At 72.5% G+C, this 14,615-nt stretch carries 14 protein-coding genes and 1 pseudogene; 8 read left to right on the top strand and 7 right to left on the bottom strand.

Annotation, left to right across the window (positions count from 1 at the left end; all coding sequences use genetic code 11):
* Positions 1-200, bottom strand: a pseudogene (locus AB0J39_RS21085) (hypothetical protein); the annotation flags it as partial.
* A gap of 415 nt (positions 201-615) precedes the next feature.
* On the opposite strand from AB0J39_RS21085, the gene AB0J39_RS21080 reads away from it, so the two are divergent.
* The 5 genes from AB0J39_RS21080 (at position 616) to AB0J39_RS21060 (ending at position 7,614) form a co-directional block, all read left to right on the top strand.
* The gene (locus tag AB0J39_RS21080; RefSeq protein ID WP_363467195.1) at positions 616-1,524 is read left to right on the top strand and encodes an ATP-binding cassette domain-containing protein; all 909 of its coding nucleotides are present in this window, start codon (positions 616-618) and stop codon (positions 1,522-1,524) included.
* Complete coding sequence (locus AB0J39_RS21075; protein ID WP_363467192.1) at positions 1,521-3,869, top strand: YhgE/Pip domain-containing protein; 2,349 nt, start codon at positions 1,521-1,523, stop codon at positions 3,867-3,869. Before AB0J39_RS21080 ends, AB0J39_RS21075 begins: the two co-directional genes overlap by 4 nt.
* Positions 3,866-4,492 carry a TetR/AcrR family transcriptional regulator gene (locus AB0J39_RS21070; protein WP_363467189.1) on the top strand — a complete coding sequence of 209 codons (627 nt, stop codon included), beginning with the start codon at positions 3,866-3,868 and terminating at the stop codon, positions 4,490-4,492. The genes AB0J39_RS21075 and AB0J39_RS21070 overlap by 4 nt, the downstream gene beginning before the upstream one ends.
* A gap of 526 nt (positions 4,493-5,018) precedes the next feature.
* Positions 5,019-6,845 carry a substrate-binding and VWA domain-containing protein gene (locus tag AB0J39_RS21065; RefSeq protein ID WP_363467187.1) on the top strand — a complete coding sequence of 609 codons (1,827 nt, stop codon included), beginning with the start codon at positions 5,019-5,021 and terminating at the stop codon, positions 6,843-6,845.
* A 16-nt stretch (positions 6,846-6,861) separates the two neighbouring features.
* Positions 6,862-7,614, top strand: a complete 753-nt coding sequence (locus tag AB0J39_RS21060; RefSeq protein WP_363467185.1) for a hypothetical protein — start codon at positions 6,862-6,864, stop codon at positions 7,612-7,614.
* A 9-nt stretch (positions 7,615-7,623) separates the two neighbouring features.
* On the opposite strand, the gene AB0J39_RS21055 is transcribed toward AB0J39_RS21060, so the two are convergent.
* From AB0J39_RS21055 to AB0J39_RS21040, 4 genes are read right to left on the bottom strand one after another with little or no spacing between them, the layout of a single operon-like run.
* On the bottom strand, positions 7,624-8,001 hold the full coding sequence (locus tag AB0J39_RS21055; RefSeq protein ID WP_363467182.1) for a hypothetical protein: 378 nt from the start codon (positions 7,999-8,001) through the stop codon (positions 7,624-7,626).
* Positions 7,995-8,477, bottom strand: coding sequence for a thioesterase family protein (locus AB0J39_RS21050; protein ID WP_363467179.1), 483 nt, complete (start codon positions 8,475-8,477; stop codon positions 7,995-7,997). The genes AB0J39_RS21055 and AB0J39_RS21050 overlap by 7 nt, the downstream gene beginning before the upstream one ends.
* Position 8,478: 1 nt before the next feature.
* Complete coding sequence (locus tag AB0J39_RS21045) at positions 8,479-9,111, bottom strand: helix-turn-helix domain-containing protein (protein ID WP_363467177.1); 633 nt, start codon at positions 9,109-9,111, stop codon at positions 8,479-8,481.
* Positions 9,112-9,144: 33 nt separating this feature from the next.
* Positions 9,145-10,089, bottom strand: a complete 945-nt coding sequence (locus tag AB0J39_RS21040) for a pyridoxal-phosphate dependent enzyme (protein WP_363467175.1) — start codon at positions 10,087-10,089, stop codon at positions 9,145-9,147.
* Between the two features lie 75 nt (positions 10,090-10,164).
* Between AB0J39_RS21040 and AB0J39_RS21035 the strand changes: the two genes are divergently transcribed.
* Both AB0J39_RS21035 and AB0J39_RS21030 read left to right on the top strand, forming a co-directional pair.
* A complete protein-coding gene (locus tag AB0J39_RS21035; protein WP_363467173.1) occupies positions 10,165-11,097 on the top strand; it encodes a LysR family transcriptional regulator in 933 nt (310 codons plus the stop codon).
* A 41-nt stretch (positions 11,098-11,138) separates the two neighbouring features.
* Positions 11,139-12,422: a serine hydrolase domain-containing protein gene (locus AB0J39_RS21030; RefSeq protein WP_363467170.1), complete on the top strand. Its 1,284-nt coding sequence runs from the start codon at positions 11,139-11,141 to the stop codon at positions 12,420-12,422.
* 21 nt (positions 12,423-12,443) lie between these two features.
* Here the strand turns inward: AB0J39_RS21030 and AB0J39_RS21025 are convergent, their stop codons facing one another.
* The gene (locus tag AB0J39_RS21025) at positions 12,444-13,268 is read right to left on the bottom strand and encodes a cellulose binding domain-containing protein (RefSeq protein ID WP_363467168.1); all 825 of its coding nucleotides are present in this window, start codon (positions 13,266-13,268) and stop codon (positions 12,444-12,446) included.
* A 214-nt stretch (positions 13,269-13,482) separates the two neighbouring features.
* Positions 13,483-13,758: a helix-turn-helix transcriptional regulator gene (locus tag AB0J39_RS21020; RefSeq protein ID WP_363467167.1), complete on the bottom strand. Its 276-nt coding sequence runs from the start codon at positions 13,756-13,758 to the stop codon at positions 13,483-13,485.
* Positions 13,759-13,813: 55 nt separating this feature from the next.
* Between AB0J39_RS21020 and map the strand changes: the two genes are divergently transcribed.
* Entirely contained in the window at positions 13,814-14,581 is a 768-nt protein-coding gene (map, locus tag AB0J39_RS21015) for a type I methionyl aminopeptidase (RefSeq protein ID WP_363467164.1), read from the top strand.
* The last annotated feature ends 34 nt before the right edge of the window (positions 14,582-14,615 follow it).

Below are 14,615 nucleotides of genomic sequence, written 5' to 3'. Positions count from 1 at the left end.
CTGGAGACGGTGAGCTGCACGCCGTCGGAGCCGCTGCCGCCGGGAACGGTGAGGCACAGGCCGCCGGCGCCGTTCACGATCCGGTAGGCGCCCGCGCTCGGCGCCGCGTTGGAGACGCCGGTGAAGACGCCGCCGACCAGGGCGGCGACCCCGACGACGGTGCCGATCACCCCGAATCCGGTTCTGGTACTCCTTCTCAAAACCGAGCTCCTCGCAGATCGTGCAGGACCCCTGACCGAGGCGGTGGCGCGAGGCCACTCCTGATCCCGCGGGGGGCAATTCATGAATGTGAACAACATCCATGAACCGGAACGCGGCTTAAATTACGGACCATGGGAACCCGGGTCAATGCTCCGTGTCGGACACGTGACGACCCGAACCGGTCACCCACCGGTTTGGCCAGGTGAGAGCCGGAGCGCCGGGGCCTCCTCGGTGAAATTTTCATGAAACACCCGAGCCGCGCGAGTGCCCGGCGACGTCGGAGCGGCGGCATCCCGGAGGGCCCGACCGGCCTCACCTGTGTAGGTGACATCACACCGTGCCGAGGCAGCGCGAGGGATCCTGGGCGCTATTGTTTTGTACCGACTGGTCAGTGCAAAAGAATGGAGCACAGACATGGATGCCCGGTGGCCCCTGGATCCCACACCCACTGCCGGAGCTCCCGCCACACCCTCCGGCGGCGCCTTCGCGGGTGTCGAGGTGGCGGCGCGGGGACTGGGCGTCCGGGGTGGTCACGGCTGGGTCTACCGGCACGTCTCACTGCACGCGGCTCCCGGGACGCTCACCGTCGTCGCGGGTGAGGCGGGCAGCGGCCGTACGAGCCTGCTGCTCACCCTCGCGGGGCGGATGAAGCCCACCGAGGGAACGCTCACCGTGGGCGGCCTGGTGGCGCCTCGCAGGATCGCGCAGGTGGCCGCCCTCGGACTCTTCGCGCAGGTGAACCCCTTCGACGACGCCCTGTCCGTGCGGGAGCACCTGCAGGAGCGCCTGCGCGCGCACGGGCCCCTGTGGCGCAGGCGGCACCCCGGCGCCGCCCGCGCGGCCCTCGCCCACGCCGGGCTCGATCCGGGCGCGCTGCCGCACGGCGATCGGACGCCGGCCAGGGAGCTCACCCGTGACCAGGCGGTCCGGCTGGGCGTGGCGCTCGCGCTGCTCGACCAGCCGGGCCTGCTCCTCGTGGACGACGCCGACATCGGCATTCCCGCAGGCAGGCGCCATGAGTTGTGGGACACGCTCCGCAGCCTGGCCGACGAGGGCCTCACGGTCGTCGCGGCGTGCACCGACGCCGAGGAGGCGGCCGGCGCGGCCACCACGCTGCTGCCGCTGCCCGTCGAGCGGGCGGCCGCGCTCCGCGACGAGACGGCCGGGGACCCGGACGGCACGGGCGAGGACACCCCTGGCGACCCCGCTTACGACAGCGGGGACGACAGCGGGGACGACAGCGGGGACGACAGCGGGGACGACAGCGGGGCGGCGCCCCGCGACGACGACCGTCACGATGCCGAGGAAGGGACACGCCGATGAGGGCCCTCCTCCCCGGCCGGTTCGAACTGCGCAGGTTCATGCGCTCGCGGCTCACCAGGGCCGCGCTGGTCGCCGTCGTGATGCTGCCCCTGCTGTACGCCGGGCTCTACCTGTGGTCGTTCTGGGATCCCCAGGCGAACCTGAGCCGCGTACCGGTGGCCCTCGTTGTGGAGGACCGTCCGGCCACCGTCGCCGGAGCCGCAGGAGACCGGGCGAGCACGGTGGACGCCGGCCGCGAACTCGCCGACGAGCTGGAGGAGCGCAGGGTCTTCGCCTGGCACCGGGTCGGCGCGGCCGAGGCCGACAGGGGCGTCCGCGAGGGGCGTTACTACCTGTCGCTCACGATCCCGGCCGACTTCAGCGCCGACCTCGCCTCGCCCTCCGGTGACGGCGCGCCGCATCCGGCCCGGCTCGGCGTACGGGTGGACAACGGGCGCAGCTACATCATGGGCACGATCTCGGACGCCGTGTTCCGCGAGGTCAAGCAGGCGGCCGGGCGCAGCGCGGTCAAGGACTACCTCGACCAGATCTTCCTGTCCTTCGGCGAGCTGCACGACAAGACCACCCAGGCGGCCGACGGCGCCGACCGGCTCCACGACGGGGCCGCCACCGCGAGCGACGGCGCCGCCTCGCTGGCCAAGGGCCTCGGGTCCGCGCAGGACGCGACGGACCGCCTGTCATCCGGGGCCGACGCCCTGTACGGCGGGTCGAAGCAGCTGACGAGCGGGCTGCACCAGGCCAGGACCGGCTCGGCCACCTTGTCCGCCGGCCTGGCGAAGGCGGCCTCCGGCGCGGCCGACCTGCGCGAGGGCCTGTCCGCGCTCGACAAGGGGGCGGCCAAGCTGGCAGAGGGCAACCGCGAGGCCTACCGCCAGGTGCACGCCCTGTCTCCGGCCGTCGACCGCGCGGCCGACACCTACGTCCCCGTGCTGGAGCGGAACGGCGACCGCATCCGGCGGGCCGCGCTCACCCTGGCGGAGGGCGCCGACGGCTTCGCGGACGCGCTCGACGGCCTGCCCCGGGAGGTGCGGAGCTCGGCCGGCACGGCCCGGCAGGACCTGCGTGCCGTCGAACGCTGGCTGGACGCCCGTCCCGACGCCGACCCCGAGCTGCGCACGCTGGTGGAACGCGCCGCGGGGTCGGCCGGCGACCTCGCGTCGGCCGCCGGACGGCTGCAGGACCGCCTCGGCGCCCAGGAGGGCAGGCGTGACGACCTCGCCCGTACGGCCCGGACGGTGGCGGACGACGCCCGCGAGCTGGCCGCCGCCGCACCCGGCCTCGGCACCGCCCTGGACGACGCCCGCGACAAGTTCAACGAGCTGGACAAGGGTCTCAGGCGACTGGCCGACGGAGCGTCCGACCTGCGCGACGGCACCGGCAAGGCGCTGACCGGGGCCTCCTCGCTGTCCACCGGCCTCGGCACGCTGAACGCGGGCGCGCGCGGCCTGTCCACTGGCCTGGCCAGACTCGACGACGGAGCGAGCAGCCTCACCACGGGCCTCGCCTCACTCGCCTCCGGAGCGGGCAAGCTCGACAACGGCATCGGCGCGCTGCGGCAGGGGGCCGGAAAGCTCGACTCCGGGCTGATCAAGCTGACCGACGGCTCGGGCGAGCTGGCCGGTGAGCTCGGCGACGGGGCCGGCCGGATCCCCGACTACGGGGCCGGGGAACGCGCCAGCCGTACGGACATGATGAGCGACCCCGTCCGGCTCGCCACCACGGTGGACAACGAGGTGCCGAACTATGGGACCGGCTTCGCGCCGTTCTTCGTGCCGCTGGCGCTGTGGGTCGGCGCGATGGTGACGTACATGGTGCTGCGGCCGCTCAACCCGCGGCTGCTCGCCGGGTCGGCGCCGGCCTGGCGCACGGCGCTCGCGGGCTGGCTGCCGGGTCTCGCGATGGGCACGCTCCAGGTGGCGGTGCTGCTCGCGGTGCTGCGCTTCGGGCTCGGGCTGCGGGCCGGCAGCTGGCTGGGCGTGGCGGCCTTCCTCGTGCTCGTGACCGCGGCGTTCCTCGCGATCGTGCAGGCGGTCAACGCGCTGCTCGGGCCGCCCGGACGGGTCGCGGTGCTGGCACTGCTCATGCTGCAGCTCACCTCGTCGGCGGGCACCTACCCCATCGAGACCTCTCCCGGCTTCTTCCAGGCGATCTCGCCGTGGTTGCCGATGAGCTGGGTGGTGTCGGCGATGCGCCGGCTCATCAGCGGCGGCGACACCACCGTGGTGTGGCAGGCTTGCGGCGTGCTGTCCCTGTTCGTCGCCCTCGGTCTCGCGCTCACCGTGCTCGCCGTCCACCGCGGCCGTACCTGGTCGATGCGCCGCCTCAAGCCGGAGCTGTCGCTGTGAGCCGCCCAACGGACGGTCCGGCGGACGGCCCGGCGAAGGAACAGGGCGGCAGGCGGGCCGAGACGCGGCAGCGGCTGTACCGTGCCGCGGCCGACCTCATCGCCGAACAGGGCTTCGCGGCCACGACCGTCGACGCGATCGCCGAACGCGCCGGGGTGGCCAAGGGCACCGTCTTCTACAACTTCGGCAGCAAGGAAGCGCTGTTCGCCGGGCTGCTCGACCACGGGATCGAGCGGCTCGCCGACGCCCTCGCCGAGGCCGCGCGCGGCCCCGCCGCCTCGCCGGTCGCCATGCTCGACGCGCTCATGCTCGCCCAGCTCCGCTTCTTCGACGAGTACGGGCCCTTTGCCCGGGTGCTGCTGGCCGAGTTGTGGCGGGCGGCGTGGCAGGACGCCGTCCTGCGGCTGCGTACGAGCGTGCTCGCGGCGTACGAGCGCGTTCTCACGGACGCGGTCGAGGCCGGCGAGCTGCGCCCGGGGTTCGACACCGGCACCGCCGCGACGGCCGTCTTCGGCATGGTGCTCACCGTAGCCATCGAACGCCGTGCCCTGCGCCCCGACCAGCCGGTCGAGGACGTCCACGCCACCCTCGCCGAACTCGTCCACCGCCGCATCTCGCCCTGACCGGACGCGGTGAGAAGGGTCGGGATCCACGGGGACAGGACACCGGTCGCACGAGCACCGAGCCCGCCCGGCGACCCCCAAGAACCCCCCATCCGCCGCAGGGCCAGGGGCGTCATCACCGATGACCTTCTCGTAGTCGGCTGACGCCGTCATCAAGAGCTCCTTCAGTCGCTTCGCGGAGCACCACGACCGCGTCGCGCGGTACTCCACGGGAGTCAGTTGCGTGGCGTCCACCGCCTCTGCCGTGGCCATGGCGAATTGGGGCGGGTCGATGCCGCCGACCGCGCGCAGCAGCTCCACGGCGGCACCGGGCCGGTCGTGGAAGAAGTCGACGGTCTGCTGATGGATGAGCTTCGGCACGAGGCGGACTTTACTCATTGTGTTCGAGTCGTCACTTAGGATTATCGGAATCTGTGGATGGCGTGGGAACGGGGCTGATGCGTTAGCGAGACGAGATGATCGGCAACTAACGTGATCCGCCGTTCGTCGGGATGAATGCAGGCATCCCGGAGCAATGGAGGAGATCGTGTACCCCCCACCGCAGCAGAAGCGCCGTCGCAGCGTGGCTCCGTTCATCGTCGCGGTCGTTTTCGCGGGAGCGCTCATCGTCGGGTTGAAGCTGCTGTTCGGCGGGGTGTCGGGCGGAGGGAACGCCGGTGGCGACAAGGACGGGAACGCGACCAAGCGCGCCTGCGACGACGGCGGGATCACGCTGACCGTCGCCGCCTCCAGTGAGAAGGCCGAGCTGCTGCGCACGATGGCCAACGGCTACAACGGCCACAAGGTGGACGGGCAGTGTGTGGACGTGGTCGTGAACTCCAAGGCGTCCGGCGGGGCGATGCAGGCCCTGGCGCGCGGCTGGGACGAGCGGCAGGACGGCCCGAAGCCGGACGTGTGGACGCCGGCGAGCGCCGGCTGGATCACCCTCCTGCGGCAGCGCGTCGAGGGCGGCGACCAGGCGTCCCCGGTGTCCGCGGAAAACCCGACGATCGCCACGTCTCCGCTGGTCATCGCGATGCCCAAGCCGATGGCACAGGCGCTCGGCTGGCCGTCGAAGAAGATCGGCTGGTCCGACATCCTGGACCTGGCCAACGACCCGAAGGGCTGGGCGAAGTACGACCACCCGGAATGGGGGCAGTTCCGTCTCGGCAAGACGAACCCGAACTTCTCCACGTCGGGCCTGAACGCGACCGTCGGGGCGTACTTCGCGGCCACCGGGCTGTCGGGCGACCTGACGGAACGGGACGTCGCCGCGGCGAAGACGCGTGACTTCGTCAAGGGTGTCGAGCGGTCCATCGTCCACTACGGCGACACCACGCTGACCTTCCTGTCCAACCTCCAGCACGCCGACGACTCCGGGACGGCCATGTCGTACATCTCCGCCGTGACGGTGGAGGAGAAGTCGGTGTGGGACTACAACCAGGGCAACCCGACGGGCGACCCCGAGACGCTCGGGGACCACGCCAAGCCGAAGGTCCCGCTGGTGGCGATCTATCCCAAGGAGGGCACGCTCTTCTCCGACCACCCGTACGCCGTGCTGTCCTGGGCGGACGCCGCGAAGAAGGCCGCGGCGGCGGACTTCCTGAAGTACCTCCAGGCGCCCGAGCGGCAGCAGGAGTTCGAGAAGTACGCCTTCCGGTCCTTCGACGGCAAGCCGGGCGGCCTCGTCACGACCGCCAACGGCCTCGACCCCAAGCAGCCGGCCACCACTCTCAGCACGCCGACTCCGCAGGTGCTCGACCGGATCCTCGCCAGCTGGGCCGAGCTGCGCAAGCCCGCCAACGTGCTGATGGTGATGGACGTCTCAGGCTCGATGGGCGCCGACGTCGCGGGCACCGGCAAGACCAAGCTCGACCTCGCCAAGCAGGCCGCGATCAACGCCCTGCCGCAGTTCGGCCCGAACGACCGCGTGGGCCTGTGGCTGTTCAGCCTCAAGCAGGACGGCGACAAGGACTACCGCGAGCTCGTTCCCCTGGGCACGAACAACCAGTCGCGCCTCAAGAACCGCATCAACGGCCTGATTCCCAGCGGCGGCACGGGGCTCTACGACACGGCCCTCGCGTCGTACCAGCACGTGATGCGGCACCAGAGCGGCGACGCGATCAACGCGGTCGTGTTCCTGACGGACGGCAAGAACGAGGACAACAACTCCATCTCGCTCGAGAACCTGCTGCCCGAACTGCGCAAGGAGGCGGGGCAGGAGACCGTGCGGATGTTCACCATCGCGTACGGCGCCGACGCCGACCTCGGCGTCCTGCGGAAGATCTCGCAGACCACCGACGCTGCGGCCTACGATTCGCGCAAGCCGGGGAGCATCGACGAGGTGTTCACCGCCGTGATCTCCAACTTCTGACCGGGAGCCCCTGCCTGTGTCCCGCTTCACCGACGAACTGCGCGACCCCTGGGCGCTGCTCCTGGGCGCCACGGCCGCCGGCGCGGCCTGGGCCGTCGACCTCCCTCCGGCGGGCGTGGCCGTCGCCGGGGTGGGGGTGCTGCTCATCAAGGCGTTCGCCTCCGCCTGGCAGTCCGCGGGGGGCGAGAGCCGTACGGAGCCGCAGGCCCCGCCGGTCGCGCGCGGCAGCGTGGAGGAGGCGTGGCTGCGGCGGGCGGAGCAGGCCGCCGCGTCCTTCGCCGATCTGTCCGCCTCGATGCGCGGGCAGCTCCTGCTCGACCGGATCGCGGCCATGCGCCCGCAGGTGGACGACACCGTCGCGACCCTGCGCCGGCTGGCCGGGCACGCCACCGTCACCGGCTCCGCGCTGGCCCGTCTCGATCCCCGGTTCCTGGAGCAGGAGCGCGCACGGCTGACGCAGGCCCGGCGGACGGCCCGGCAGGAGGTCGCGGGCGAGCTCGACCGGTCGATCGCCGCCCTGGACGCCCAGCGCGAGGTGTACGACCGGTTGTCGGGCGCCCGGGAGCGGGTGCTGGCCCGGCTGCAGTCGGGCGCCATCAGCCTGGAGGGCCTGGTCGCCCGGGCCGTCGAGATCTCCGCCATGACCGCGACCGCCGACGGCGCGGGCGGCGGCGCCCGGGCGCTCGACGACCTGACCTCCGAGCTCGAACTCACCCGGCAGAGCCTGCACGAGGTCGAGGAGGCCACCCGCGACGACCTCGGCCCCTGATCGCCCCGCTCAGGCGGACGGTGCGGTCGCGGCGTGCCACAGGGCGGCTCTGTCCAGTTCGCCGACCTGCCAGGTGCGGGAGCGGAGCGTGCCCCGATGCCGGTACTCGCGCATGATCTCGACGTGCGCGCGCAGCCGGACGAACTCCCGCAGGTCGCTTTCGACGCGCCACACCGACAGCGAACCGACCCGGCGGCCGGGGAGGTCCGCCCACAACCACATGCCGACCGCGCCGGGCAGCGACGGCCACAGGCGGCTCAGCGACAGGCCGCGCCGCGCGATGCCGGGCAGGTCGAGCATCCGGTCCATTCGGAAGTCCGTCAGCGTGGCCACCAGTGGTCCCGGCCGCTCCGTGCCGGGCCCGGCGATCCAGCGCGACCTCAGCACGGCGCCGCCTCCGCGAGCACCGCGGGCGCCGTCCGCAGCAGAGGCGCGGCGGCGACGCGGATCTCGTCGCTGAACGGCGCCGGCCGGAAGGTGGCCGGATCCAGGTTGACGTTGACGCGGTAGCCCTCGGCGTGCACCGTGGCTTGATTCGTGGCTTGATCCGTGACGCGGTCCGCGGACAGAACACGGAAGCCGTACACCCCGCTGGTGCGTCCCATCCGCTCCAGCCAGAAGTGCACCAGCCGCTCGCCCGGCTCCGCGATGGGCGCGTGGTAGGTCACCTTGAACTCGCGTACGGCCATGAGCACGTCGGGGAACGCCGACCGGGCGGGGTCGGGCGCCCAGCCGAGCCGGTGCCAGTACGCGCCGATGGCCCGTTCGACGAGCACGGCGTAGCGCGAGTTGTGCAGCAGCCCCATCGCGTCGAGGTCGTCGAAATACACCTGGACGGGTTCGTGGACGCCATCTGCGGTCATGTCAGTCCTCCGGGAGAAGCGCGGGGTGGGAACAGAGCGCACGCAGGCGCTGCAGCACGCCACGTCGGGCGTGGACGAGGGCCTGCGCCCCGTCGTACAACCGGGAGTGGATGATCACCATCTCGCCGAGCGCGTCGATCTCGTAGGCCAGCTGGGCCGGATCGACGCCGCCGTCCATTTCACCCAGCGTCACGGCCTCCGCGACCAGCCGGCGGATCAGCCCCTGCCACTCGTGCATGGCCCGCGCGAGCCGGTCGCGGACGGCCCCGGGGCGGTCGTCGAACTCGGCCTGCACGGCGAAGAAGAAGCACCCGCCGGGCAGCACACCGGTGCCGTAGAAGGCCAGCCTCGCCTCGTGCAGCGCGAACAGGCGCCGTACGCCCGCGGGGGCGCGCAGCGCGGGCCCCACAACCTGCTCGGTCCACTGCCGGGCGGCCCACTCCACGGCGTCGAGCTGCAGTTGCTCCTTGTCCCGCCAGTGGGCGAAGAGCCCGGACTTGCTGACGCCGGTCGCCGTCGCCAGCCGTCCGAGGGAAAGCCCGTCCAGCCCTTCGACGGAGGCCAGCTCCACCGCCTGCCGGAGGATCGTCTCGCGGCTGCGCAACCCGCGCAGCCGCCGGCCGTCTTGTGTCACCCGTCCAAACTATACGACCGACCGGTCGGTCGTCTATTCGGCGAGGAGGCGGGACAGTTCGGCCGGGCCGGCGTTGCCGCCCGTGCAGACGACGGCGACCCTCCGCCCGGCGAACTCCTCGCGCCGGGCCAGCAGCCCCGCGAGGGCGGCGGCACCCGCGCCTTCGGCCAGGGTGTGGGCCTCGGTGAGCAGCAGGCGCTGGGCGCGCAGGATGTCCTCGTCGTCCACCAGGACGAAGTCGGCCAGCCCGTCCCGCATCACGGCCTGCGGGGTCGCGAACGCCGAACCGGTCGCGAGCCCCTCCACGACGGTCTTCACGGGCCGGGTCACGAGCTCCCCCAACCGCCAGGAGTCGTACGCGGCCGGGGCCTGGGCCGACTGGACGGCGATGACCCGGCAGCCCGGCGCGAGCGCGGCGGCGGCGATGCACGCGGCGGCGGCCCCGCTGCCGCTGCCCACGGGCACGAACACCGCCTCCAGATCCGGCCGGGCGGTGAACATCTCGACGTAGAGCGTGCCCACCCCCGCCAGGATGTCCGGCTCGTCGGCCGGGCTGATCAGCCTGCGTCCGGTCTCGGCGGCGAAGACCCGCGCGTGCTCCCCGGTCTCCACCATCGTCGCGCCCCGGACCTCGATCGCCGCCCCGAGCGCCTCGACCGCCGCGACCTTGGCGGAGTTCGGGTTCTCCGGCATCAGGATCGCGCAGGGCACGCCGTACAGACGGCAGGCGTAGGCGATGGATTGCGCGTGGTTGCCGGTCGAGTACGCAACGACGCCGCGGGCACGGTCGGGCATGCGGGCCAGCAGCGCGATGCCGCCGCGGACCTTGAACGCCCCCGTCGGCTGGACGTTCTCGTGCTTGACGTGGACCTCGGCGCCGACGGCCGCGTCGAGCACGGGATAGGACCACATGGGAGTCTCGGGCAGGTGAGGGGCGATGAGCCGCCGGGCGTCCAGGATGTCGCGGATGTTCGTCATGGCCCCAGCCTGGCCCGCGGCCCGACAATAGGTCCAACTGAAGTTTCCAGGCGAATCCATAGACGGGATCGATGAATGCCGCTTGACGTCGTACGACTGCGGGTTCTCGTGGCCGTGGCCCGGACCGGCACGGTGACCGCGGCGGCGCGGGAGCTGCACTACTCGCAGCCCTCGGTGAGCCACCACCTGGCCCGGCTGGAGGCGGAGACGGGCGCGAAGCTGGTGCAGCGGGTGGGCCGCGGCATCCGCCTCACCGAGGCCGGCCACCTGCTCGCCGAGCGCGGCGCGGAGATCCTCGGCCGGCTGGACGCGGCGTCCGCGGAGCTGTCCGCGCACGTCGGGCTGCGGGCCGGGCGCGTACGGCTGGCCGCGTTCCCCTCGTCCCTCGGCACGTTCGTCCCGGCCGCCGCCGCGCGGCTCGCCGACGACCACCCAGGGCTGGACCTGCGGCTGATGGAGGCCGAGCCGCCCGAGGCGCTGCGGCTGCTGCGGGCGGGCCGGGTCGACGCGGCCGTGGTCTTCCGGTACGGCGAGAGCGGCCCGGACGATGACACCGACGACGACACCGACGACGACACCGACGACGACACCGACGACGACACCGAGGACGACGGCGTGCGGCTGGTCCACCTGCTCGACGACCCGAGTCTCCTCGTCACCCCGGCCGCGCACGACGGCGCGGGTGACCTGGCGGCGTACGCGGACGGGCCGTGGATCGCGGGCTGCGAGCGGTGCCGGGCCCACCTGCTCGCGCTGTGCGCGCAGGCGGGCTTCGAGCCGCGCGTCTCGTTCACCACGGACGACTACGTGGCCGTCCAGGCCATGGTCGCGGCCGGTCTGGGCGTGACGGTCCTCCCCCGGCTGGCGCTGTCGGCCCATCGTCATCCCGGCGTACGCGTGGCCGAGGTGCCGGGCTCGACTCGCCGGGTCTACGCCGCGACGTACGGCGAGCCGCCCGACCCGCCCGCCACCGCGGCCCTGGTCGCCGCTTTGCTGGCTATCGCGTGAATTGTCTGCGCCGCGAGTCAAAGATCCACTAGAAATTGGACATGCGGAAAACGTCGCTGTACACGTCCATATCTGGCGACCAGGAAGGTCTGAGCAGGAGGGGCTTCCTCCAGATGGGCGCCCTCACGGTGCCCGCCCTCGCGTTCGGTGTCCAGGCGCGCCCTCTTCCCGTCGTGGAGACCACCGGGGTGGCGCCCACCGCGCTCGCCGGGTTCGACACGCTGATGAAGACCTACGTCAGGGATCGTGGGATCACCTGCGCGCAGCTCGCCATCTCCAAGAACGGCAAGCTGGTGCTCGCCAGGGGCTACCGCTACTCCGACGGCAGCCGCTCCATCCCCGCGGTGTCGCCGACGTCGCTGTTCCGGATCGCGAGCCTGAGCAAGCACATCACCGCCATCGCGATCATGCGGCTCGTCCAGGACGGCAAGCTCAGCCTGACCGCCTCGGCCGCGACGCTCCTCGGCCTGTCCACCACGGCCGATCCCCGGCTGGCGAAGGTGACCGTATGGCGGCTGTTGCAGCACACCGGCGGCTGGGACCGCGACGCATCGGGCGACTACCTGTACATGGACCACGCGATCGCGGCCGCGCTCGGCGTCCCGCTGCCGATCAGCCAGGACCACATCATCACCTACGCCTCCGCCCGGCCGCTCGACTTCGAACCCGGCACGCGGTACGCCTACAGCAACTACGGCTACATGCTGCTCGGCCGCATCGTCGAGAAGGTCTCGGGCATGAGCTATGAGGCCTACGTCAAGCAGAAGATCCTCGCGCCGCTGGGGATCACCCGGCTCGGCCTGGGCCGTACGCTCCGGTCGGAGGCCGCGCCCGGCGAGGTCCTCTACGAGTCGCGGTACACGAGCAAGACCGTCACCGACGCCTCGGGCACGATCGTGCCCACGCCGTACGGCGGGTTCAGCATGCCCAACCGCGCCGGCGGCGGCGGGTGGCTCGCCTCCGCCGTCGATTTGGTGCGCCTCGCGAGGGTGCTCGACGCGCCGAACACCGTGCTGAACTCGACCTCCATCAGCAGGATGCTCGCCAAGCCGGAGATCGGCGTCACCGAGAACGGCTCCTGGTACGGCGCCGGGCTGTGGGTCCGCCAGGTCACGGGGCACGTCAACACCTGGCACGACGGCTCGCTGCCCGGGACCTACACCTACACCGCCCGCCTGCAGAACGGCTTCACCTACGCGGCGCTGTTCAACCGCCGGGAGGAGACCGGCTCGCTGGACTTCGACGTGCTCAGTCCGCTCGTCAACGCGGAGATCGGGAAGGTGACGAGCTGGCCGACCACCGACCTCTTCCCGCGCTACTTCTGAGGCCGCCCGCTGACGACCCGTTCAGCTCGGGCTCGGTGCGGGCGACGGTGTGGCGACGTCGTTGTCCAGCTCCCTGGCGGTCCACAGGGCGACGCCGCTGCCCGGCAGCTGACTGATCCGGGACAGGAACGCGGCGGTGCCGTCCGCCGCGTCGTCGTCCTCCGCCGCGAAGACGGTGAGGGACTGCCAAGTGCTCCACTGGTCGGCGGGGAAGAGCAGCCGGGGGCCGATGGACAGGTCCGGATCGCCGAGCAGCCGCTCGCTGTCGACGGTCACCCAGCCGTACGACGGCTTCTGGCTGAGCCGCACGTGGATGAGCGCCGAGCCGCCTTCGGGCACGACGATTTCCGCGGGCGAGACGACGACGCTCGGCGTGGCGCTCGGGCTCGGCGACGGGACGGGGGTGGGGGCCGGGCTGGGCGACGGGCCGGCCACGCACGGCACGCCGTTGACGGCGAAGTCCGTGGGCCGCGGATTGCTCCCGCGCCAGGTGCCGGCGAATCCGACGGCGGCCGACGCGCCGGGCGAGATCGAGCCCGCGGGGACCGAGGCGGCGACCAGGTGGCCGGTCTGCGCCCACTGCGCCGACCAGCCGTAGGTGAGCCGCTGCGAGCCGGGGAAGGTGAACGTCAGCGTCCAGCCCGCGATGTGGTCACCGGTGTTGGCGACGTTCACACTGGCCGTGAAACCGCCCCCGTCCTCTCCCCACTGCGTGGTCGCGTACGTGACCTCGCAGGAGACGGCGGCGTCGGCCGTGCCCGGGACGAGCCCGGTCGTGGCGGCCGCCGCGACCATCGCGGCCGCGAGGACGGCCGCGCGACGCAACCGGCCGTGGGGGAATCGCATCCGGCACCTCCATGGTGAGCTGACCACACCGTCCGGGCCGGCTGCGACTGATCGCCGGCGACGCTCCCAGCGTCAGGTCTCCTCCGCGGCCTGTACAGGAGACGCCCCCGCGGTGGCGGCGCGACGGCCGGGCCAGGAGGCAGGCGGCCGGCGGTCTACCTGAGGTAACCCGTCACCGACCGCGATTCACCCGGCAGGCGGGCCGCTGAAAGATTCAGCCGGCTTGGCGGAGCTCGGCGGCTTGCGGGCTCTCGGCGCAGGCGGCGGCCAGCTCGTCCAGCGACAGGCCCAGCGCGTCGGCGAGCGCGGCGACGGTGAAGAAGGCCGGGGTCGGGGCCCGGCCGGTCTCGATCTTGCGCAGCGTCTCGGCCGACAGCCCGGCCGCCGCCGCGACCTCGACCATGCTGCGCTCGCCGCGCGCCTGCCGGAGCAGGGCGCCGAACCGCTCTCCCCGCAGGCGTTCCTCGGGGGTCAGGGGAACTCTCACCATGACCGTGATACTAATACCGGTATAGTTATTGGTGCCACTAGGGAAGGCAAGTGTCATGGTGGAGATCAAGACCGACGCCGCGCTGGACGCGATGCGGGAGGCGGGGCGCGTGGTGGCCCGCATCCTCGACGCCGTGCGGAAAGCCGCGGCCATCGGGGTGCGGCTCACGGAGCTGGACGAGACCGCGCGGGCGGTGCTGCGCGAGGCGGGGGCGAGCTCGCCGTTCCTCGGCTACCGGCCGCGGTTCGCGCCGACCCCGTTTCCCGCCGTGATCTGCGTGTCCGTCAACGACGCGATCGTGCACGGCATCCCGACGGACTACCGGTTGCGTGACGGCGACGTCGTCGGCGTCGACTGCGGCGCGGAACTGGACGGCTGGACGGCCGACGCCGCCGTCACGTTCATCGTGGGCACGCCGCGGCCCGGCGACCTGGAGCTCGTCGACACCACGCGGCGGGCCCTGGAGGCCGGAATCGCCGCCGCGACCGTGGGCAACCGCATCGGGGACATCTCGGCGGCGATCGGCGCGGTCGCCGAGGAGGCCGGGTACGGCATGCCCAGGGACTTCGGCGGCCACGGCATCGGCCGCCGCATGCACGAGGACCCGTCGGTGCCGAACCACGGCCGGCCCGGCCGGGGCTATCCCCTGCGGCACGGCCTCGCGCTGGCCATCGAGCCGATGTTCATCGCCGGAGGCCGGGACGGCTACCGCACGGCGGGCGACGGCTGGACACTGCACAGTGTGGACGGCAGCCGGGCCGCCCACATGGAGCACACGATCGCGGTCACGGAGGACGGCCCCCGCGTGCTGACCATGCTCTGAGCAGGAGCCGTAAATAGGAGTGCCCGCACAGGCG

Origin of the sequence: Microbispora sp. NPDC049633 (genome assembly GCF_040675265.1) — a bacterium.
Classification (GTDB): Bacteria; Actinomycetota; Actinomycetes; order Streptosporangiales; family Streptosporangiaceae; genus Microbispora; species Microbispora maris.
Note: the sequence above shows the minus strand (reverse complement) of the source record. Positions and strands in the feature narration are given on the sequence as shown.

Coding starts and splice junctions, on each gene's coding strand:
- map (WP_363467164.1), top strand. CDS start 13,814: ATGGTGGAGATCAAGACCGACGCCGCGCTGGACGCGATGCGGGAGGCG.
- AB0J39_RS21040 (WP_363467175.1), bottom strand. CDS start 10,089: ATGACGAACATCCGCGACATCCTGGACGCCCGGCGGCTCATCGCCCCT.
- AB0J39_RS21075 (WP_363467192.1), top strand. CDS start 1,521: ATGAGGGCCCTCCTCCCCGGCCGGTTCGAACTGCGCAGGTTCATGCGC.
- AB0J39_RS21020 (WP_363467167.1), bottom strand. CDS start 13,758: ATGGTGAGAGTTCCCCTGACCCCCGAGGAACGCCTGCGGGGAGAGCGG.
- AB0J39_RS21050 (WP_363467179.1), bottom strand. CDS start 8,477: ATGACCGCAGATGGCGTCCACGAACCCGTCCAGGTGTATTTCGACGAC.
- AB0J39_RS21025 (WP_363467168.1), bottom strand. CDS start 13,268: ATGCGATTCCCCCACGGCCGGTTGCGTCGCGCGGCCGTCCTCGCGGCC.
- AB0J39_RS21080 (WP_363467195.1), top strand. CDS start 616: ATGGATGCCCGGTGGCCCCTGGATCCCACACCCACTGCCGGAGCTCCC.
- AB0J39_RS21030 (WP_363467170.1), top strand. CDS start 11,139: ATGCGGAAAACGTCGCTGTACACGTCCATATCTGGCGACCAGGAAGGT.
- AB0J39_RS21035 (WP_363467173.1), top strand. CDS start 10,165: ATGCCGCTTGACGTCGTACGACTGCGGGTTCTCGTGGCCGTGGCCCGG.